This is a genomic window from Bacillus sp. 01N45, from assembly GCF_056399205.1.
On the sequence record NZ_JBFTQW010000010.1, the window covers coordinates 158,168 to 174,642 of the forward strand.

Annotated in this window: 17 protein-coding genes; 10 read left to right on the forward strand and 7 right to left on the reverse strand. The window is 34.5% G+C overall.

All coding sequences use genetic code 11. The features are described from left to right. The first annotated feature begins 129 nt into the window (after positions 1 to 129). Positions 130 to 333 carry a hypothetical protein gene (locus AC1DMU_RS21855; RefSeq protein WP_001268332.1) on the forward strand — a complete coding sequence of 68 codons (204 nt, stop codon included), beginning with the start codon at positions 130 to 132 and terminating at the stop codon, positions 331 to 333. 112 nt (positions 334 to 445) lie between these two features. Here AC1DMU_RS21855 and AC1DMU_RS21860 read toward each other — a convergent pair whose 3' ends face one another. Then, the gene (locus AC1DMU_RS21860; protein WP_044791332.1) at positions 446 to 1,258 is read right to left on the reverse strand and encodes an undecaprenyl-diphosphate phosphatase; all 813 of its coding nucleotides are present in this window, start codon (positions 1,256 to 1,258) and stop codon (positions 446 to 448) included. Positions 1,259 to 1,390: 132 nt separating this feature from the next. After that, positions 1,391 to 2,335, reverse strand: a complete 945-nt coding sequence (locus AC1DMU_RS21865) for a methyl-accepting chemotaxis protein (protein WP_087983311.1) — start codon at positions 2,333 to 2,335, stop codon at positions 1,391 to 1,393. A 220-nt stretch (positions 2,336 to 2,555) separates the two neighbouring features. On the opposite strand from AC1DMU_RS21865, the gene AC1DMU_RS21870 reads away from it, so the two are divergent. The 4 genes from AC1DMU_RS21870 (at position 2,556) to AC1DMU_RS21885 (ending at position 5,369) form a co-directional block, all read left to right on the forward strand. Further along, positions 2,556 to 3,824, forward strand: a complete 1,269-nt coding sequence (locus tag AC1DMU_RS21870; RefSeq protein WP_088061905.1) for a 3D domain-containing protein — start codon at positions 2,556 to 2,558, stop codon at positions 3,822 to 3,824. A 111-nt stretch (positions 3,825 to 3,935) separates the two neighbouring features. Further along, entirely contained in the window at positions 3,936 to 4,154 is a 219-nt protein-coding gene (locus tag AC1DMU_RS21875) for a helix-turn-helix transcriptional regulator (RefSeq protein WP_141542835.1), read from the forward strand. Next, positions 4,147 to 4,620 carry a DUF2178 domain-containing protein gene (locus tag AC1DMU_RS21880; protein ID WP_088061909.1) on the forward strand — a complete coding sequence of 158 codons (474 nt, stop codon included), beginning with the start codon at positions 4,147 to 4,149 and terminating at the stop codon, positions 4,618 to 4,620. Before AC1DMU_RS21875 ends, AC1DMU_RS21880 begins: the two co-directional genes overlap by 8 nt. Before the next feature lie 116 nt (positions 4,621 to 4,736). After that, positions 4,737 to 5,369: a class A sortase gene (locus AC1DMU_RS21885; RefSeq protein WP_088061911.1), complete on the forward strand. Its 633-nt coding sequence runs from the start codon at positions 4,737 to 4,739 to the stop codon at positions 5,367 to 5,369. Positions 5,370 to 5,398: 29 nt separating this feature from the next. Here AC1DMU_RS21885 and AC1DMU_RS21890 read toward each other — a convergent pair whose 3' ends face one another. Then, positions 5,399 to 6,784, reverse strand: coding sequence for a peptide MFS transporter (locus tag AC1DMU_RS21890; RefSeq protein WP_088061913.1), 1,386 nt, complete (start codon positions 6,782 to 6,784; stop codon positions 5,399 to 5,401). A 252-nt stretch (positions 6,785 to 7,036) separates the two neighbouring features. Between AC1DMU_RS21890 and brnQ1 the strand changes: the two genes are divergently transcribed. Together brnQ1 and AC1DMU_RS21900 are read left to right on the forward strand one after the other, a co-directional pair. Beyond that, positions 7,037 to 8,338 carry a branched-chain amino acid transport system II carrier protein BrnQ1 gene (gene brnQ1 / locus AC1DMU_RS21895; RefSeq protein ID WP_088061915.1) on the forward strand — a complete coding sequence of 434 codons (1,302 nt, stop codon included), beginning with the start codon at positions 7,037 to 7,039 and terminating at the stop codon, positions 8,336 to 8,338. 136 nt (positions 8,339 to 8,474) lie between these two features. After that, positions 8,475 to 10,196, forward strand: a complete 1,722-nt coding sequence (locus AC1DMU_RS21900; protein WP_088061917.1) for a DUF2339 domain-containing protein — start codon at positions 8,475 to 8,477, stop codon at positions 10,194 to 10,196. Positions 10,197 to 10,231: 35 nt separating this feature from the next. On the opposite strand, the gene AC1DMU_RS21905 is transcribed toward AC1DMU_RS21900, so the two are convergent. Together AC1DMU_RS21905 and AC1DMU_RS21910 are read right to left on the reverse strand one after the other, a co-directional pair. Beyond that, positions 10,232 to 11,779 (reverse strand): DNA-binding protein, encoded by a 1,548-nt coding sequence (locus AC1DMU_RS21905; RefSeq protein ID WP_088061919.1) that lies wholly within the window; start codon positions 11,777 to 11,779, stop codon positions 10,232 to 10,234. A gap of 181 nt (positions 11,780 to 11,960) precedes the next feature. Then, complete coding sequence (locus tag AC1DMU_RS21910) at positions 11,961 to 13,352, reverse strand: amino acid permease (RefSeq protein WP_087983295.1); 1,392 nt, start codon at positions 13,350 to 13,352, stop codon at positions 11,961 to 11,963. A gap of 280 nt (positions 13,353 to 13,632) precedes the next feature. Between AC1DMU_RS21910 and AC1DMU_RS21915 the strand changes: the two genes are divergently transcribed. The 3 genes from AC1DMU_RS21915 (at position 13,633) to AC1DMU_RS21925 (ending at position 15,688) form a co-directional block, all read left to right on the forward strand. After that, entirely contained in the window at positions 13,633 to 14,925 is a 1,293-nt protein-coding gene (locus tag AC1DMU_RS21915) for an NCS2 family permease (protein ID WP_087983292.1), read from the forward strand. A gap of 137 nt (positions 14,926 to 15,062) precedes the next feature. After that, positions 15,063 to 15,263 (forward strand): helix-turn-helix transcriptional regulator, encoded by a 201-nt coding sequence (locus tag AC1DMU_RS21920; protein WP_000301181.1) that lies wholly within the window; start codon positions 15,063 to 15,065, stop codon positions 15,261 to 15,263. Beyond that, positions 15,260 to 15,688, forward strand: a complete 429-nt coding sequence (locus tag AC1DMU_RS21925; RefSeq protein ID WP_088061923.1) for a hypothetical protein — start codon at positions 15,260 to 15,262, stop codon at positions 15,686 to 15,688. Before AC1DMU_RS21920 ends, AC1DMU_RS21925 begins: the two co-directional genes overlap by 4 nt. Positions 15,689 to 15,727: 39 nt before the next feature. Here the strand turns inward: AC1DMU_RS21925 and AC1DMU_RS21930 are convergent, their stop codons facing one another. Then, on the reverse strand, positions 15,728 to 16,165 hold the full coding sequence (locus tag AC1DMU_RS21930) for a GNAT family N-acetyltransferase (protein ID WP_000633772.1): 438 nt from the start codon (positions 16,163 to 16,165) through the stop codon (positions 15,728 to 15,730). Between the two features lie 14 nt (positions 16,166 to 16,179). Continuing rightward, positions 16,180 to 16,437: a DUF4022 family protein gene (locus AC1DMU_RS21935; RefSeq protein ID WP_141542836.1), complete on the reverse strand. Its 258-nt coding sequence runs from the start codon at positions 16,435 to 16,437 to the stop codon at positions 16,180 to 16,182. Positions 16,438 to 16,475: the final 38 nt, after the last annotated feature.

Genomic DNA, 16,475 nt, shown 5'->3' on the forward strand with positions numbered 1-16,475 from the left:
TAAAAGAACCTGAAAACAAAATTAAAATATTTCGAAATAGAAAAAATTTCAAATTTAAACGGGATTAAGTTATAATAAATTTAATATAAGGATATAGTGATTATTATAAGTTGAGAGAGGGTACAAGATATGCGATATGAGCTTTTTTCTGTAAGTGGGGATCATATTACAACTTTTGAAAGTGCATGGCGTTTTCAGGAGGGAGAACAGATTTTTGTTCATGATGATCAAACAAAACGAAATTTTATTATTATCCGCCTAACGCATGATGTATTTCAACAAAATAAACATGTTATTCGTTTGTATTGTCAAGAAAAGAAAGTATACGCATAAAAGGGACCCCTCTTACTGTACAGAAAGAGGGGCTTTATCATTATAAAGATATAAAAAAGCGAGTCATCCTAGTTTAATAGAATGACTCGTTTTTCGCTTTGTAAGTTTCACTTTATAAGAAAATAAGAGTAAGTACACCTACGATAATACAATAGAAAGAGAAATATTTTAAATTTCCTTTTGCCATAATGTTCATAAACCATTTTAATGAAATGTACGTCATGATAAATGTTGCGATAAACGCAACGATATATGGCACGAATAATGTGTCTAGATTTGGATCTTTTGCAATGTCTGTAATACTTAGTAATAAACCACCTAAGCTAACAGGGATATATAGTAAGAATGAGAAACGAAGAGCTGTTTCTTGCTTCATACCAAGTAACATCGCTGCGACGATTGTTGCACCTGATCGGCTTATTCCAGGAATTAATGCGCAAGCTTGTGCTAATCCGACAATAATTGCATCTTTCATAGAAAGATCGCCATCATTTTTACGTCCACGTAAGTTTCTAATAATCCAAAGGCCGACAGCAGTAATAAGAAGGGAAATCCCAACCATTTTCACACCTTTTAAGTACTGGTCGATGTAATCTTTAAATAAAACACCGATAACACCTGCTGGAATGGTCGCAATAACAAGGTAAATTATAAAGAAGAAATCTGATTTTGCGTCCTCTGCTCTTGTAAAGATATAAGATAGACCATTCTTCGTTAGACGAATTAAATCATTTCTATAAATAAGTAATACAGCTAATAATGAAGCTGAATTAACAAGTAGTTCGAAGCTGAACCCTTCTATTTTTAGTCCTAGCAAATGTTGTGCTAAAACGAGGTGACCACTTGAAGAAATCGGAATTGGTTCTGTTAGCCCTTGGAACAGACCGAGAATTAAATATTTTAAAATGTAGTGAAATTGTTCCATAATAACCTCCTTGTTTATTAGTCGAAAGAAACAACTTGTCCATTATAACAAAGATACGGATGAATATTGAGAAGAAATAAATATTCGAAATATAATAAAAATCCCTTATAAAAGTATAAGGGATTTTTATTATTAATGAGAAACTACTGTTTCTTCAAGACTTTTCGTTAATTGAACATCGACTTTCTCAGCATCATGAATGTGATTCATAATAGTAGTATTTAACTTTTGGAACATTTGTTGTGTATTAGCGAATTCACGTAATATATCATCATTACAAGATTTTTGGTTTTCGATAGCTTTAATAACATTGGTAGCACCGTTTTGTAACGTTTGAATCATAATTAAAATATTTTCGATTCTAGCGTTTGTATCGGCACTCATTTCTACACCTTCATCGACTAAATGTAAATTATCTTTTGTGTTATCGTATGCTTTTTCAATTTCTTCTTGAATTTTTTTCGTTAAGTTGCCTATGTTTTTTGTACTTTCCGCTGTACTTTCTGCTAGTTTTCTTACTTCATTAGCAACGACAGCGAATCCTTTACCGTGCTCTCCAGCACGAGCAGCTTCAATACTCGCATTTAAAGCAAGTAAATTTGTTTGTGCTGCAATGTTTTGAATGACTTCTACAATTTGCTCGATTTCTTTTGAACGTTCACTTAAATGATTCATACTGTTAGACGTACGCTGAGATTGTTCACCTAATTTGTTAATTACAATAAGTAAACGGTGAACAGATTCTTTACCTTCATTAGAACAGTCAATAATTTCTTCAATAGATTGAATTAAGCTTTGTTCTTTTTGTAACATTTCGTTATTCAATTCATTGGAATGTGTCGTGCGCGTTGAAACATTTTCGAAACATAAGTTTAATTGTTGAACTAAATTTTGAAGTGTATGGTGCTGGCTATTTACAAGTTTATGTTCTTGAACAACGCTTTGTACACGATCGTGGATAGAAGAAATAGTCTCTTGTTGTTCGATATCCTTTTGTTTTAATTCTGCTTCTAGTTCTTGTATACGACTTTCTAATTGATCAATTTTATGTTGGAGTGATTTCTTTTGAGTAAACATATATTTATTTCAACCGCCTTTAGAAGTTATATTTTCTCTATATTTGGATTTTAGCATCTTTTATAATTTTTAAATATAGGAATTGTTAAATATTTAAGAATCTATTACATTTTATGCATAATTCCCTTTTTTTTGTCATGAAAAATAAACTGTATTTAATGGTATTGTAAACAAACTGTAAAATAAATCATGTATAACTGTATAAGAAGGGAGTCGGATTATGAACTATTTTAAGCGAATCAGTAGTCTAGTATTAGCAGGAATTATAGGTCTTTCTAGTACAGTCGCTGTTAAAGCAGAGTCAAACGACGAGAAACTTAACAACATGCAACAGCAATTGCAGCAAAACGATGCAGAAATGCAAAAGAAAGAGCAAGAGAAGCAAGCTGTTAATAAAGAAATTAAAGGTATCGAAAACGAACTACATAATTTAAATAATACAATTGCAAAAAATAAAGAGGATCAAGCTGCTATTCAACGTAAAATCGATGAAACACATAAGCAGATTGAGCAAAAAAAGAATGAAATTGTCGTTTTAGAGGATAAAGTCCTTGCTCGTAAGGATATTATGAGAAAACGTATGGTTTCTGTTCAAAACAGTTCAAATACGAGTTTAGTAGTAGAAGTTGTAGTAGAGTCAAAAAACTTTGCAGATTTCTTACAACGTATGAACGCAGTTTCTACTATTCTAGAAGCTGATAAAGAAATTTTACGTCTACAAGAACAAGATCTTCGTCAAATTGAAGAAGATAAGAAAACAATTGATGAAAAAGAAGCATCTTTAGTAGTAGACAAACAAAAATTAGCAAAAGCACAAGCTGAGTTGCAAGATAACTTGAAAAAGCGTCAAGCTAACTTACAAACAGTTCAAGATAAATATAATCAGGTTGCAAGCCAACTTAATTTAGCAGCAGAAGAGAAAGCTAAAATTGAGTCAAATATGAAGGCAGTGCAAGAAACAATTGCTCGTGAGCAAGAAGCAGCAAGAATTGCAGCAGAAGAGCGTGCGAAAGCAGAAGCAGCTGCAAAGGCTGAGCAAGAAGCTTTAGCGAAAGCGCAAGCGGAAATTGCAGAAAAGAAAAAGCAAGAAAAAGCTAATAAACCAGCTGAACCTGTTGAACCTGTTGTTAATAATTCAAAGGTAGAACCTGCACAACCACCTAAACCAACTGCTGGTGGAAAAGAATTTTATGTACATGCAACAGCTTATACAGCAGATCCAGGTGAAAATGGCTATGCACCAGGTCAACAAGTATATTCTGCATGGGGCGGCTATAATCTAACTGCAAACCCAGGAATGAAATTAATTGCGGTGGATCCATCTGTTATTCCATTAGGATCTACTGTAAATGTTGAAGGCTATGGAATTGCAATTGCAGCAGATACTGGTGGCGCGATTAAAGGTCACAAAATCGATGTTTTAATGCCGGATAAAGCTTCGTCTAGTAATTGGGGCAGAAAAAATGTTAAAGTTACAATTTTAAACTAAAACGTAATCCAACTTTACAAAACGTAAAGTTGGATTTTTTGTGAAAATAATGTTAAGTTGAGTTTACATTTTGTTAAGGAAAGCATACAATGAAATTAAGAGGTGGTAAATTTGTCCATTTTAAATAGAGTGAAGGAATTAAGAGCTCGATTTAATTTTTCGCAAAGTGTATTAGCAGAAAAGGTTGGAGTAACGAGACAAACAATCGCTGCAATTGAAAAAGGTGATTATGTTCCTTCATTGTTATTAGCACTTACGATTTGTGATGTATTCGAGTTAAAGATGGAAGATGTGTTTGTTTTAAATAAGGAGGGGGAAGAGGATGAATAGACTCGTATTTTCTTATATGCTAAATGTACTTTTAATGGTATTAGCAGGTTGGGCGTTTATTGAGTTGTATTATTTTACTATTGAAGTCGCTAATTTTATTCAAACGGAGAGAGTACCATCTGAAATTTCACTGAGTTTAATGCCGCTAGTATTACTTTTAATATTTGGTATTGTATCGACTGTTCTTTATAAAATTCAAAAGAAAAAATATAAAGAGCTCTCGTATTGGATGTTTCCACTATTATTTCCTCAAGAGGATGAGCGAGAAAAGGCAATTACAGAAAAGGCTTGTCGTACTACATTTATGTCACTATGGTACGTGCTGCCTTGTGCGGTTGGTTTTTTAACTCTTTCTCCAATTGCTAATCTATATGTTCCTGCATATCCAATATATATTGCATTTAGTATTTTCTTTATTCAAATGACGATTTTTCACGTATCCTTATATCGAAATAAAATCGCTTAAAAAGAAACCTTCTTGCACGTGCGAGAAGGTTTCTTTTTAGCTTATACTTGTACATATAGCAATATTATCTTATCATTTTATATAGAGTAAGATTTTGTAAGGGAAAGGAATTGTATATGAATAAGCAAAGAATTTATAGTATAGTAGCAATCCTTCTATTTGTTGTAGGTGGTGTGTTAATCGGAAAGCCATTTTATGATGGATATCAGGCTGAAAAGAAACAGACTGAAAATGTACAGGCTGTTCAAAAAATGGATTATGAAAAACATGAGACGGAATTTGTAGATGCTTCGAAAATTGATCAACCAGACTTGGCAGAAGTAGCGACTGCATCATTAGATAAGAAACAAGTAATTGGTCGTATTTCGATCCCGAGTGTTTCATTAGAACTTCCTGTTTTAAAATCTTCTACTGAGAAAAACCTATTATCAGGTGCAGCAACAGTAAAAGAAAATCAAGTAATGGGAAAAGGGAACTATGCATTAGCAGGACATAACATGTCTAAAAAAGGTGTTTTATTTAGTGATGTAGCCTCTTTAAAAAAAGGCGACAAAATTTATTTGTATGATAATGAAAATGAATATGAATATGCGGTTACTGGTGTATCTGAAGTAACTCCTGATAAGTGGGAAGTTGTAGAGGATCATGGGAAAGATGAGATAACGCTTATTACATGTGTATCTGTGAAAGATAATTCTAAACGTTACGTTGTTGCTGGTGATTTAGTAGGAACGAAGGCGAAGAAATAAAAAAGATGAGGGGAATCCCTCATCTTTTTTTAATCCATCCATTTCACTAATCTCTTAGAAATTAGTAATAAAACACAACCTAATACAATTGCTACAGCTCCGATTACTGTAAATACTTCAGCATATCCAAGTGAAGTTGTGAAGCTTGCAAGTTGTCCGCCTAAAATGTTAGCAATTCCTGAGCTTGCTAACCATACTCCCATTAATAAAGAAGCAAGTTTTACTGGGGCAAGTGCACTAACCATTGATAGTCCAACAGGTGATAAGAATAGCTCACCTAACGTATGGAAAAGATACGTAAAGACGATAAATAGTAAGTTTGCTTTTTCTGTAATGTTATGTTCATCACTACCTGTTTTTAATGTAGCGATAACGAGAATGATATAACCGATACCAAGCAAGATCATACCAAGTCCCATTTTAGTTGGGATTTTTAAATCCCCGCGCTTGCGAGTTGCAAGTTTTGCCCATAATGCTGAAATGACTGGAGCAAGTAAAATAATAAATAATGGATTGACCGATTGGAACCAAGATGTTGGAACTTCCCATCCGAACACAGAGCGGTCTACAAATTTGTTTGTATATAATGTTAATGAGCTACCAGCTTGTTCAAAGCCAGCCCAGAAGAAGACAACGAAGCATGTTAAAATGACGATAACTGCGGTACGTTGTTTTTCTTTTTTTGTTAACGGTGTATCTCCTACTGATGGTTGTCCATCTGTTGTTTGCAAATCACGAGTTGGTTTTTTACCGATATCACCAAGGAAGCGATTTGATAATGTTGTAAATAAAATTTGTCCAATGATCATTCCAATTGAAGCGGCTAAGAAACCGTAACGGAATCCGTAATGTACAACGCCATCAACTGTTGTTTTGAATAAATTTTCTGATAAAAAACCACAAACGAGTGGAGCTAAAAATGATCCGACGTTAATACCCATATAGAAAATGGTAAATGCACTATCACGTTTTGGATCGTTCTCTTCGTATAATTCCCCAACCAGTGTAGAGATGTTCGGTTTGAAGAATCCGTTACCGATAATAATAAGCGCTAATCCGAGGTATAGGCCGGCTTGGTTTTGCATGGCAAATAGTGTAAGGTTACCAATTGCCATTGTTATACCACCAATTGTGATCGCTTTTCGTCTACCTAGGAACCGGTCTGTTAAGTATCCACCAATCATTGGTGTGAAATAACAGGCTCCAGTGTAAAATCCGTAAATGGATAGTGCCCACGCAGGACTAAACCCAAGACCACCGCTTACTAAAGCTGTCGTTAAATATAATGTTAATAATCCTCGTAATCCATAGTAACTAAATCTTTCCCACATTTCTGTAAAGAAGAGTAAGTATAAACCTGGAGGATGTTTCTTTTTTCTTTGTTGTTCTCTTTCTAGTTGTATCGCTGATTCCATGTTATTTTCCTCCTGACACAAACAAAAACAAAGTTAATAATTTTGTACATTTAATATTTTACCTTATTAACTATTATAAGTCAATAAAGGTTGATTTTTCAGAAGAAATTGGAAAAGAGGGATAGCTATAGAATGGGTGTTTCTTTTATGTTAGACTATGGACTATGTTTTCTTTGTTAGGAAGCGAATTATTGCACTTTTTTATATGTGAAATTGATTTCATAAAAGATGAAATTAAAGAAGGAGAAACAAATGAAATTGTTACAGAAAAAAGAAATTTTACTGATTAGCCTTATGTTATTCTCGATGTTCTTTGGAGCGGGGAATCTTATATTCCCACCTTTCCTTGGGTATGAAGCAGGAGAACATGTGTGGATTTCATTAATAGGATTTATTATATCAGCAACAGGTCTTCCTATATTGGGTGTTATCGCTATTGCGAAAGCGGGAAGCTTTCAAACGTTAGCGGGGAGGGTTCATTCTTCATTCGCCATTATTTTCCCATGTATCGTGTATTTATTTATTGGACCAGGTCTTGGTATACCACGTGCAGGAAGTTTAGCTTTTGAAATGGGACCAGGTCAGTTCTTCACAGAATCGGGAAGTGTAGTTTTATTATGTTACACGGTTATTTTCTTTAGTATTGTGTACTGGTTAAGTTTATCACCGTCTAAATTAATGGGGTTGTTCGGAAAAGTTTTAACACCGTTATTATTAGGGATGATTGCCCTTATTTTTATAAAGAGTATGTTTACATCAGTAGGCAGTGTGAAAGAGGCTGCTGGAAACTATGGACAAGCTCCTATGTTCCAAGGCATTTTAGATGGATATTTAACAATGGATGCGCTAGCCGCTTTAATTTTTGGGATTGTTATTGCAAATGCTCTTCGTGCAAAAGGTGTTGAAGATGATAAAGGTTTAGCGAAATATATGAGTATTGCTGGAATTGGTGCAGGACTATTATTATCTATTATTTATGTCATACTTGGATATGTTGGTTCAATTAGCGGTTCGTTAGGTACATTTGATAATGGGGCGAACGTGTTAGCGCAAGTTATGACTACATTATTTGGACAAGGCGGAGTCGTTTTATTAGGTCTTATTTTTACGATCGCTTGTTTATGCGTTTCAATCGGGCTTGTTACATCTTGTAGTCAATTTTTCGCAAGTGCATTTCCGAAAGTAGCGTATAAAGTTTGGGCATTTATATTAAGTTTTGCTAGTATGATTTTAGCTAATTTAGGATTAACACAAATTTTAAAAGTATCAGTACCGATTCTTGGATTTATTTATCCAGTTGCATTAACACTCATTATTCTAGGGTTATTCCATAAATATATTGGAAAGTATGCATACGTATATGCAGTAGCTGTTGGGATTGTAGCGGTATTTAGTGCAATCGATATTTTCAATAAAAATGTAATGATGAATCAGTGGACGTCAATATTGAAATACATTCCGTTTTATACAGAAGGTGTTGGATGGATTGTTCCAGCTATTATAGGTGTTTGTATTGGTGTCATCGTTAGTGTTGTTCTAAATAAGAATAAATGAGTAAAAAGGTGTTTTCCTATTTCGGAAGATACCTTTCTTTTTTTAGGAAAAATAGTATTGAAAATGAATAGACTAAGAGTATGATAAAGATAATTGGTAATATATAGATTTTGAATGAATGGTGAGGGGGGAGCGTATGAAGGAGGATTTAAATAAGAAAATAGAAGCGCTCGAAACGGCAATTGAAACAATTCAAGAAGCGCTTTTTGAATTGAAAGCAAAACAAAGAGAAATAGAAGTAGAAAATGCTCAGCAACATGTTAGTAAAGAAAAGAAAGAATATATTGAAACGGTAATGGAGGAAAAGCAAAAAGAAGAAGTAGTTACAATAAAGGAGCCCGTGCAAGAACGTGAGGTAAAACAAGTAGATATATCTGCATTTAAACCAGAACCATTTAATATTATTAAGTTTTGCCAAACTTGGTTGCCACGTATATTTGTCGGCATTATGTTACTTGGAGTAATCTGGTTATTTAAAGCAGGGGTAGATGCTGGATTATTAACACCTGTAATACGAATTGTGTTTGGTATTGTCCTATCAATCGGTTTTTATTATATAGGTGATATTCAAATTAAACGAGAGCGGCAAGCGTTGGGTTTAGTATTAGCAGGAGGAAGTATTACGGGTATAGTTTTAACGACATTTGCGGCGCATTATTTATATGGATTTATTCCAGCAAGTGTTGCGTTTGTATGTAATATTGCATGGGTCATTTTAGGTATTTATGTAGCGAAGAGGTATCAATCGGAATATCTTACTATATTCGTAGCCGTAGGAGCGTTCTTCGTGCCATTCTTATTAAATAGTACGACTCCTAATCCTTATATTTTCTTTGGATATGAGACGATACTAACACTTAGCTTATTATGGTATGCGTTGAAAAATCGTTATCAGTATTTATATATGATTTCTTATGCTGTTGCTGCTATTGTCCTTTTTGTTTTCTTTGCTATTATGTCAATGTTAGTAGAGGATTTGCAAATACAGTTAACGGTTGTTTATGGTTTGATTCACTTACTATTATTTTGGCATATGTTTACGGAGAGAAGTTTTATATTAGAGCCACGCTTGGCGATATTTAGTGCGAATGCAGTTCTCTTTATATTAGCCATTTCAAAAATACCTGAATTTACAACATGGGGATTAATGATTAGTGCACTCGTGCACGCTACTATGTTTGTGTTTGAATATAGGAAGAATAGACATTCTACATTTACAAATCTTTTATTTGGTTTCGCAATGGGTGCATTTAGTTTAGCGATTTTATATGAGTATAGTTTAGTAAATGCAGCGATTGTATTATTATTGCAAGGTTTCCTCGGTATGGTGACTGCTATTAAAGTAAAACAACAGGTGAAATTGTATGTTAGTGCGACGATTTACGCGATTGGAATGATACAAACTATTTTTAGTCCGTTTGATCATTTCATTTCAGCTGGGTTTGTTGCCCATATTATTTTAATAGGTACATTTTATTACTGCATGAAACAAGCGAAAGATGTGTTAAGGAGCTTCGGAAAATATGTTTATTCTATAACGCTCTATTGGTTTATGGTTATCGTATTTATTGCAATTACTAGAGTCGGTGAAGTGCTGTCTACAGATGGAAGTATAATAAGCGTATCTGTATCGTTATTATGGATGGTATATGCATTATTTGCCGTTTGGCTTGGACGGAATAAAAATATGAATGAAATATTGTATGCCGGCTTAGTCGTGTTAGTCGTAACGATAGGGAAGCTATTCCTTCTGGACTTACCAGAAGTATCGATGATGATCAGGGCTGTGTTATTCTTAATTGTAGGAAGTATAGGTATCGTTATTTCAAGAATGTTTTTCTCGAAAGAAGAGAAGTGAGAAAAAGGCAATCCGCATGCGGATTGCCTTCTTCATTATTTCTTATCAATTATTACAGTTTCATTGTATTTCGCTGTCGTATTTTGGCGTAGACGAAGAGTTGCTTGTCCAGCAGTATTTGGATTGATTTGTACATTTACAATCTTCTCAGCAGAACCTAAGCTGTTTGTTGTGAAAGAGAATGCACTACTATATCCAAAAGCAGATGGCCAAGAACCATTTGTATTTTGAACTTTTGCTACTTGTGTACCGCCAGTAGTGAATATACCTAAAGAGTAATTAGTGTATGTTGTGTTTGGTAATAAGTTATTTACTTGGATTTTTATTTGGAACACTTCATTGTTTGGTAGAGTGCTAGGGTGTGTAACTACGTAGTCGTTTGCTGTTACAGCACTGTTATAACCGTATGAACCTGGTTTAAAAGTGTTTGTATTAAACCATTGATAACCTGCATTTGGTGCACTCCAAGGTTCAGGTTGTGGCTCAGTTGATAAGCTTGGTTGTTCAAATGTTTGTAAAGTGGTAGGTAAATCAAGTTGTAAACCATTTACTTGATCTAAACTTGTAAATGTTTCTTTATTCGATAGCCAATTTACGATATTTTCTAGTAAGATAGCATCGTTTTCTTCTTTATATCCATCGTAAGTTTTCTTTGTTTGGCCAGAATCTTCACGAACGTATTTTGGCGATGCATCTTCAACTGGAGAAGAATCACCGATAAAGGCAGCTTTTCCAAGCCCTACTTTTGCGATAGCGGCATAAGGCCCCTCTGCAACGCCACCGCCGTTATAAACACCGCTATCAACAGCATTATTCCATTTTGACGGGTTTTCTGGAAGATAAACAAGCCCTTTTGCTAGTTTTGGGTTTGTAATTGCTAGAGTAGAACCTGCATGCATTGCTACAGATGAAACACCTTTTGTAATTCCGAATGATTGTTCAGGTGACACAATATTTTTAGCTGCAACATCACCGATTGCATTGTAGCGGAAGCGAATACCGAAGTTGTCAGATAGCCAATCAGAGCTTTCTACTCCTTGCATAGCTTGTGAATTTACTTCATCACTTGACATTCCTTTTGCAGGGTTATCCCATGCACCGCGTCTATATCCATTAAATACTTCAGAAGAGTCCCAGCGATTTTTATTACGATCTGCATTATAATGGTCAGCGATAAAGAAAATACTACCGCCATTTTTCACGTATTGTAACATAGCATCTTGTTCAGATTTTTTGTAAGGAATATTTGCTTCTGGAACGATAAACACATTGTAGTCTTTTAAATCTTCGTATGTAATTGGTGTTGATTTACGTAGTTCTTTTACATGATAGCCATTTTGAGCAATACCATTTCCGAAATCAGAAAAGCCACCATCAATAACCCAATCAGCGGTTCCGGCAGTTTGACCGTGTGTATTATCGAATAATACTTTTTTCCCATTGTTTTGATTTACAACTTTTGCAGCAATTTCAGGAGCTGGGTCTACAGAGCTTTCTGCATAAGTAGACGGTATGAACGAAGTCCCTATACTTAGTGTAATTGCTGTTGCTAAAGAAAATGTAATCCATTTTTTATTCTTCATAGAAGAATCCCCCTAATAATAAATATATGTGCTTTAATAATGTAATTTATTTTTCTGTAAAAATAAAGACGGAAAACATAAAAAATATTAAAAAATTGTAAAAATAACGTGAATTTTGTTGAGAAATATTTATATAGATTTAAAAACATCCCTTCCAAGTAATAAGGAAGGGATGTTTTGTTTAACTAATTTTTGAATTAGGTGTTTCATCAATTTTATGGAAACCTTTCATGTAATACACGATAGCTAAACCAATAAGCCAAATAGGACCAACAATCAATGCAATTCTTGTATCTTCTGAATACGCCATAATACCTAATACGAGTGCAAGGAAAGCGAGTGAGAAATATGAACTGAATGGATGTAAAGGCATTTTATATGTTAGCTTGTCCTTTTTATCAGTTTGCAAACCTTTACGGAATTTAATTTGAGCGATTAAAATGATCCCCCAAGTCCAAATTGCCCCGAAAGTTGAAATACTAGTCAGCCATGTAAACACTTTTGCGGGCACAAGATAGTTTAATATAACACCAACGAGTAAAACGATAGCTGTTGCTACAATTCCTTGACTCGGAATACCGTTTTTATTTAAACGACCAAATCTTTCAGGTGCTTTCTTTTGCTGAGCTAATGTAAATAGCATACGGCCTGTACTAAATAAACCACCATTACAAGAAGAAAGAGCTGCTGTTAATACGACAAAGTTAATAATCCCTGCTGCTTTTGCGATACCGATTTGCTGGAATGTTAATACGAATGGACTTCCTTTTTCCCCAAGTTCATTCCATGGATAAATTGCCATCATAACGAATAGAGCCCCAACGTAGAACAGTAATATTCTCCAAAATACGTTATCGATTGCTTTTGCGAGTGTTTTTTTCGGATTTTGAGCTTCACCCGCTGTAACACCGATTAATTCAACGCCTAAATAAGCGAATAACACCATTTGCATGGAGAGTAGTAACCCAGAAAAACCATTTGGGAACCAGCCACCATGTGACCAAAGGTTTGAAATACCAGTAGCGATACCACCGTTTCCAAATCCGAATAAAATAATACCAGCTCCAACAATTATCATACAGATAATTGTGACAATTTTGATGAGAGCAAACCAAAATTCAAGTTCTCCAAATACTTTTACGGATAAGAAGTTGAAAGCACTCATTAATAATAGAGCGAGTAAAGCCCAAGTCCAGCGCGGGATATCTGGGAACCAGTATTGCATGTAAATGCCAGCTGCTGTAATTTCAGCCATGCAAGTAACAACCCATAAAAACCAGTAGTTCCAGCCAGTAATATAGCCAGCTAGTGGTCCAAGGTAATCAGAGGCATATTTACTAAAAGAACCGGCAACAGGTTGTTCAATTGCCATTTCTCCGAGTGCTCGCATAATGAAAAAAATAACGAGTCCGGCGATCATATAACCTAGTAGAATAGAAGGGCCAGCTAGCTTAATAGCAGAAGCGGATCCTAAAAATAGTCCAACGCCAATAGCGGAGCCGAGCGACATTAAAGTAATATGTCGTTCTTTTAAACCGCGGTTTAAAGTTTCAGATTTGTTTGTGTGCTGCATAAGAAGAATCCCCCTTGTAGAGTGAACGATATTTGAATGCGTTTGCTAAATATTTAACTATTTCAAATTATAAAACATTTCTATCTGTTATGCTACAAAAATAATCATGATGAACTGTACTACATCTAAACTTGTCAGACTTAAACTTAAAATTCGAACTATTAGCGAATATATTGACTCTTCTTTTTATTGATTGTTAAGATTAAGTATTATATTTTCTCACATACTAGTAAGAAAAGAATATGTGATAATAATTCAGATGTAGGAAGGGTACATAACCATGTTTCAATTACAAAAATATAACACTTCTGTGAAGCAAGAGCTTTTAGCTGGCATCACAACTTTTTTTACATTTGCGTATATTCTTGTCATCAATCCGAAAATATTATCTGATGCAGGTGTACCATTTGATCAAGCTTTTACAGCAACTATTATTGCGACGGTTGTAGGAACGCTATGTATGGCGTTTTTAGCTAACTATCCAATTGTTATTGCTCCAGCTATGGGAATGAATGCGTATTTTGCTTATTCTGTTGTTCAACAGGCAGAGGGGATTACATATGTCATTGCGTTTTCAGCAGTATTTGTAACAGGTATCATTTTTCTTTTATTATCTTTCACTTCATTTAGGCAAAAGCTAATTGTCGCAATTCCTGATAGTTTAAAACATGCAATTGCAGGTGGAATTGGACTATTTATTGCTTTTATTGGATTACGCCTTTCTGGAATTATCGTTGATCATCCATCTAATTTAGTTACGATTGGTGATTTTCATTCTCCAGCCGTTATTTTAACTTTAATTGGTTTAATATTAGCGGCGGTATTAATGGCATTACGTGTGAGCGGTGCATTATTTATTAGTATGATTGTGACAGGAGTTATCGCCTTCTTTACAGGGCAACTGAAGTTTACGGATAAAATTGTTGCGATGCCTCATTTACCAGAGGGAATTATCGTTTCAAACCCAATCAATGCCTTTTCAGATGTAATTGAATACGGATTATATGGTGTTGTATTTTCATTTTTACTTGTACTGTTATTTGATACAACAGGTGCATTACTTGGTTTAATTAAACAAGCGGGTTTAATTACAGATAATACAGAGAAACGTTTTGGTAAAGCGTTTATTGCAGATGCAATTGGTGGGACTACAGGTTCTATCTTTGGAACAAGCCCAACAGCAGCGACGATTGAATCATCAGCTGGTATTGCTGCAGGTGGTAAAACAGGATTAACGGGTATTGTAGTTGTCGGTCTAACGATTATAACGGCATTCTTCAGCCCTGTGATTGCTTCTTTATCAAGTGTAGCCGCTATTACAGCTCCTTCATTAATTATTGTAGGTAGTCTAATGGCGCAAAGTCTTCGTGATATTAATTGGAATGAATTTGAAGATGCATTACCAGCATTTTTAATTTTTATCGGTATTCCGTTAACGTCTAGCATTGCGAATGGAATTGCAATTGGATTTTTAGTGTATCCAGTCTTAAAAATTGTGAAAGGGAAAGGGATGGAAGTACATCCGTTACTATACTTATTTACAATTTTATTTGGATGTCATTTATTCTTATAATATAGATATAGAAGAGGGAGCTTCTTATGGGAGGCTCTTTTTTTGTGTATAATAAAGTAAAAATCAAACGATTTTAGTAAAATATAAATTACCTAATGGAATATATATGTTACAATAAAGGCAGAGGAGGAACATGAATGGCTGTAAGTAAAATAAAAGTCGCGCGTGTTCAGTTAGATTTAACACAGCAACAATTAGCAGAAAAAGTAGGCGTTACAAGGCAAACGATTAGTTTAATTGAGAAGGGGAAATACAACCCGTCTTTAGATTTATGTTTGAAAATTTGTTATGCGGTAGACAAAACATTGAATGATTTATTTTGGGAGGAAGAGGAGTGAGGATTGTGAAAGATGAACGTTTAATGATTGAGGGGCTAAAACATATTAGACTCGTTTTCATCTTACAAAATATCGTCATACTAGGTATCGTTTTTTATCGCTACGTTTTGCAAGGTGCAGAATATGAAAGTGTTTCGGATTTATTAATGGTATTTATGGGCGGGATCGTAGTCATTAACTTCTTAAATTTAAAACATTCTGTAGAGGCATATGAGCATACAGGTGGAGTATCACGCAGCTATTTTATGAAATTATTATTTATTCCAGTAGGTATTGTTATTGGAATTTTAGCTATTTGTATTATTGTAACACCAGATATTGCTATAAAGGAAATTAGTATGACAGGACTTATTATGTTTGCTTGTTTTTTAGTTCCTAGTTTGTTTATATACATATATATGAGAAAAATAAAAAGTGAAGATTGAAATATAAGAAAAGCTTTCTCATATTGCGGAAAGCTTTTCTTATATTCTTTTATACAGTACTTTATGAAGGCCAATCGGTTCAATTTCAAAGATTTCACCATGTTCCTGAAAGCCTAAGCGCTTGTAATAGTCAGCTACAGTAATTCGGCCATTACACCATAATATATTTGCTTTACGTTCTTGCAAGACTTGCTCCGCCTTCTGAATTAAGGAACTTCCAGCACGTTTGTTTCGAAATTCAGGTAATGTGGCCATTCCTCGTAGACGATAATGAACACCTGCTAGTAAGTCAGGGTATATCTCTTTTGAGAAGGAAGCGATACTAATTAGTTCATCGTTTATAAATGCGCCTAAGTGAAAGGTGTCTGTTTCATAGTCGGAAGAGTATTTACAATCTGCTAATGTTTGATTCGGGCGTAAAATTTTTTGACGTAATACGTAAGTTTCAGATCCCTCAATATTTTTCACGGTAATCATATTAACATCCTTTCTTATAAGGCGTTTTCTGTTAGTTGTATAAAGAAATAGGCAGGTGCGGCGAAAAGTCCGAGTATGCTAGCAATTCCGAGAAGGAGTGAAAGTAAGAGGCAAGAGTATTTTATTCCATTCGATTTTTTCCATCCGTAACTACAAATTTCAATGCTAACACCGATGAGAATAATGGCAACGAGTATTTCCGCCAATAATAAAAGAGCTAAAGTTACAATAGACATAATGTGATCCATCCTCATAATATGTGATAGTAACATTTTACCATATGGAATGGAAAAAAATGCCCCTCAATTAT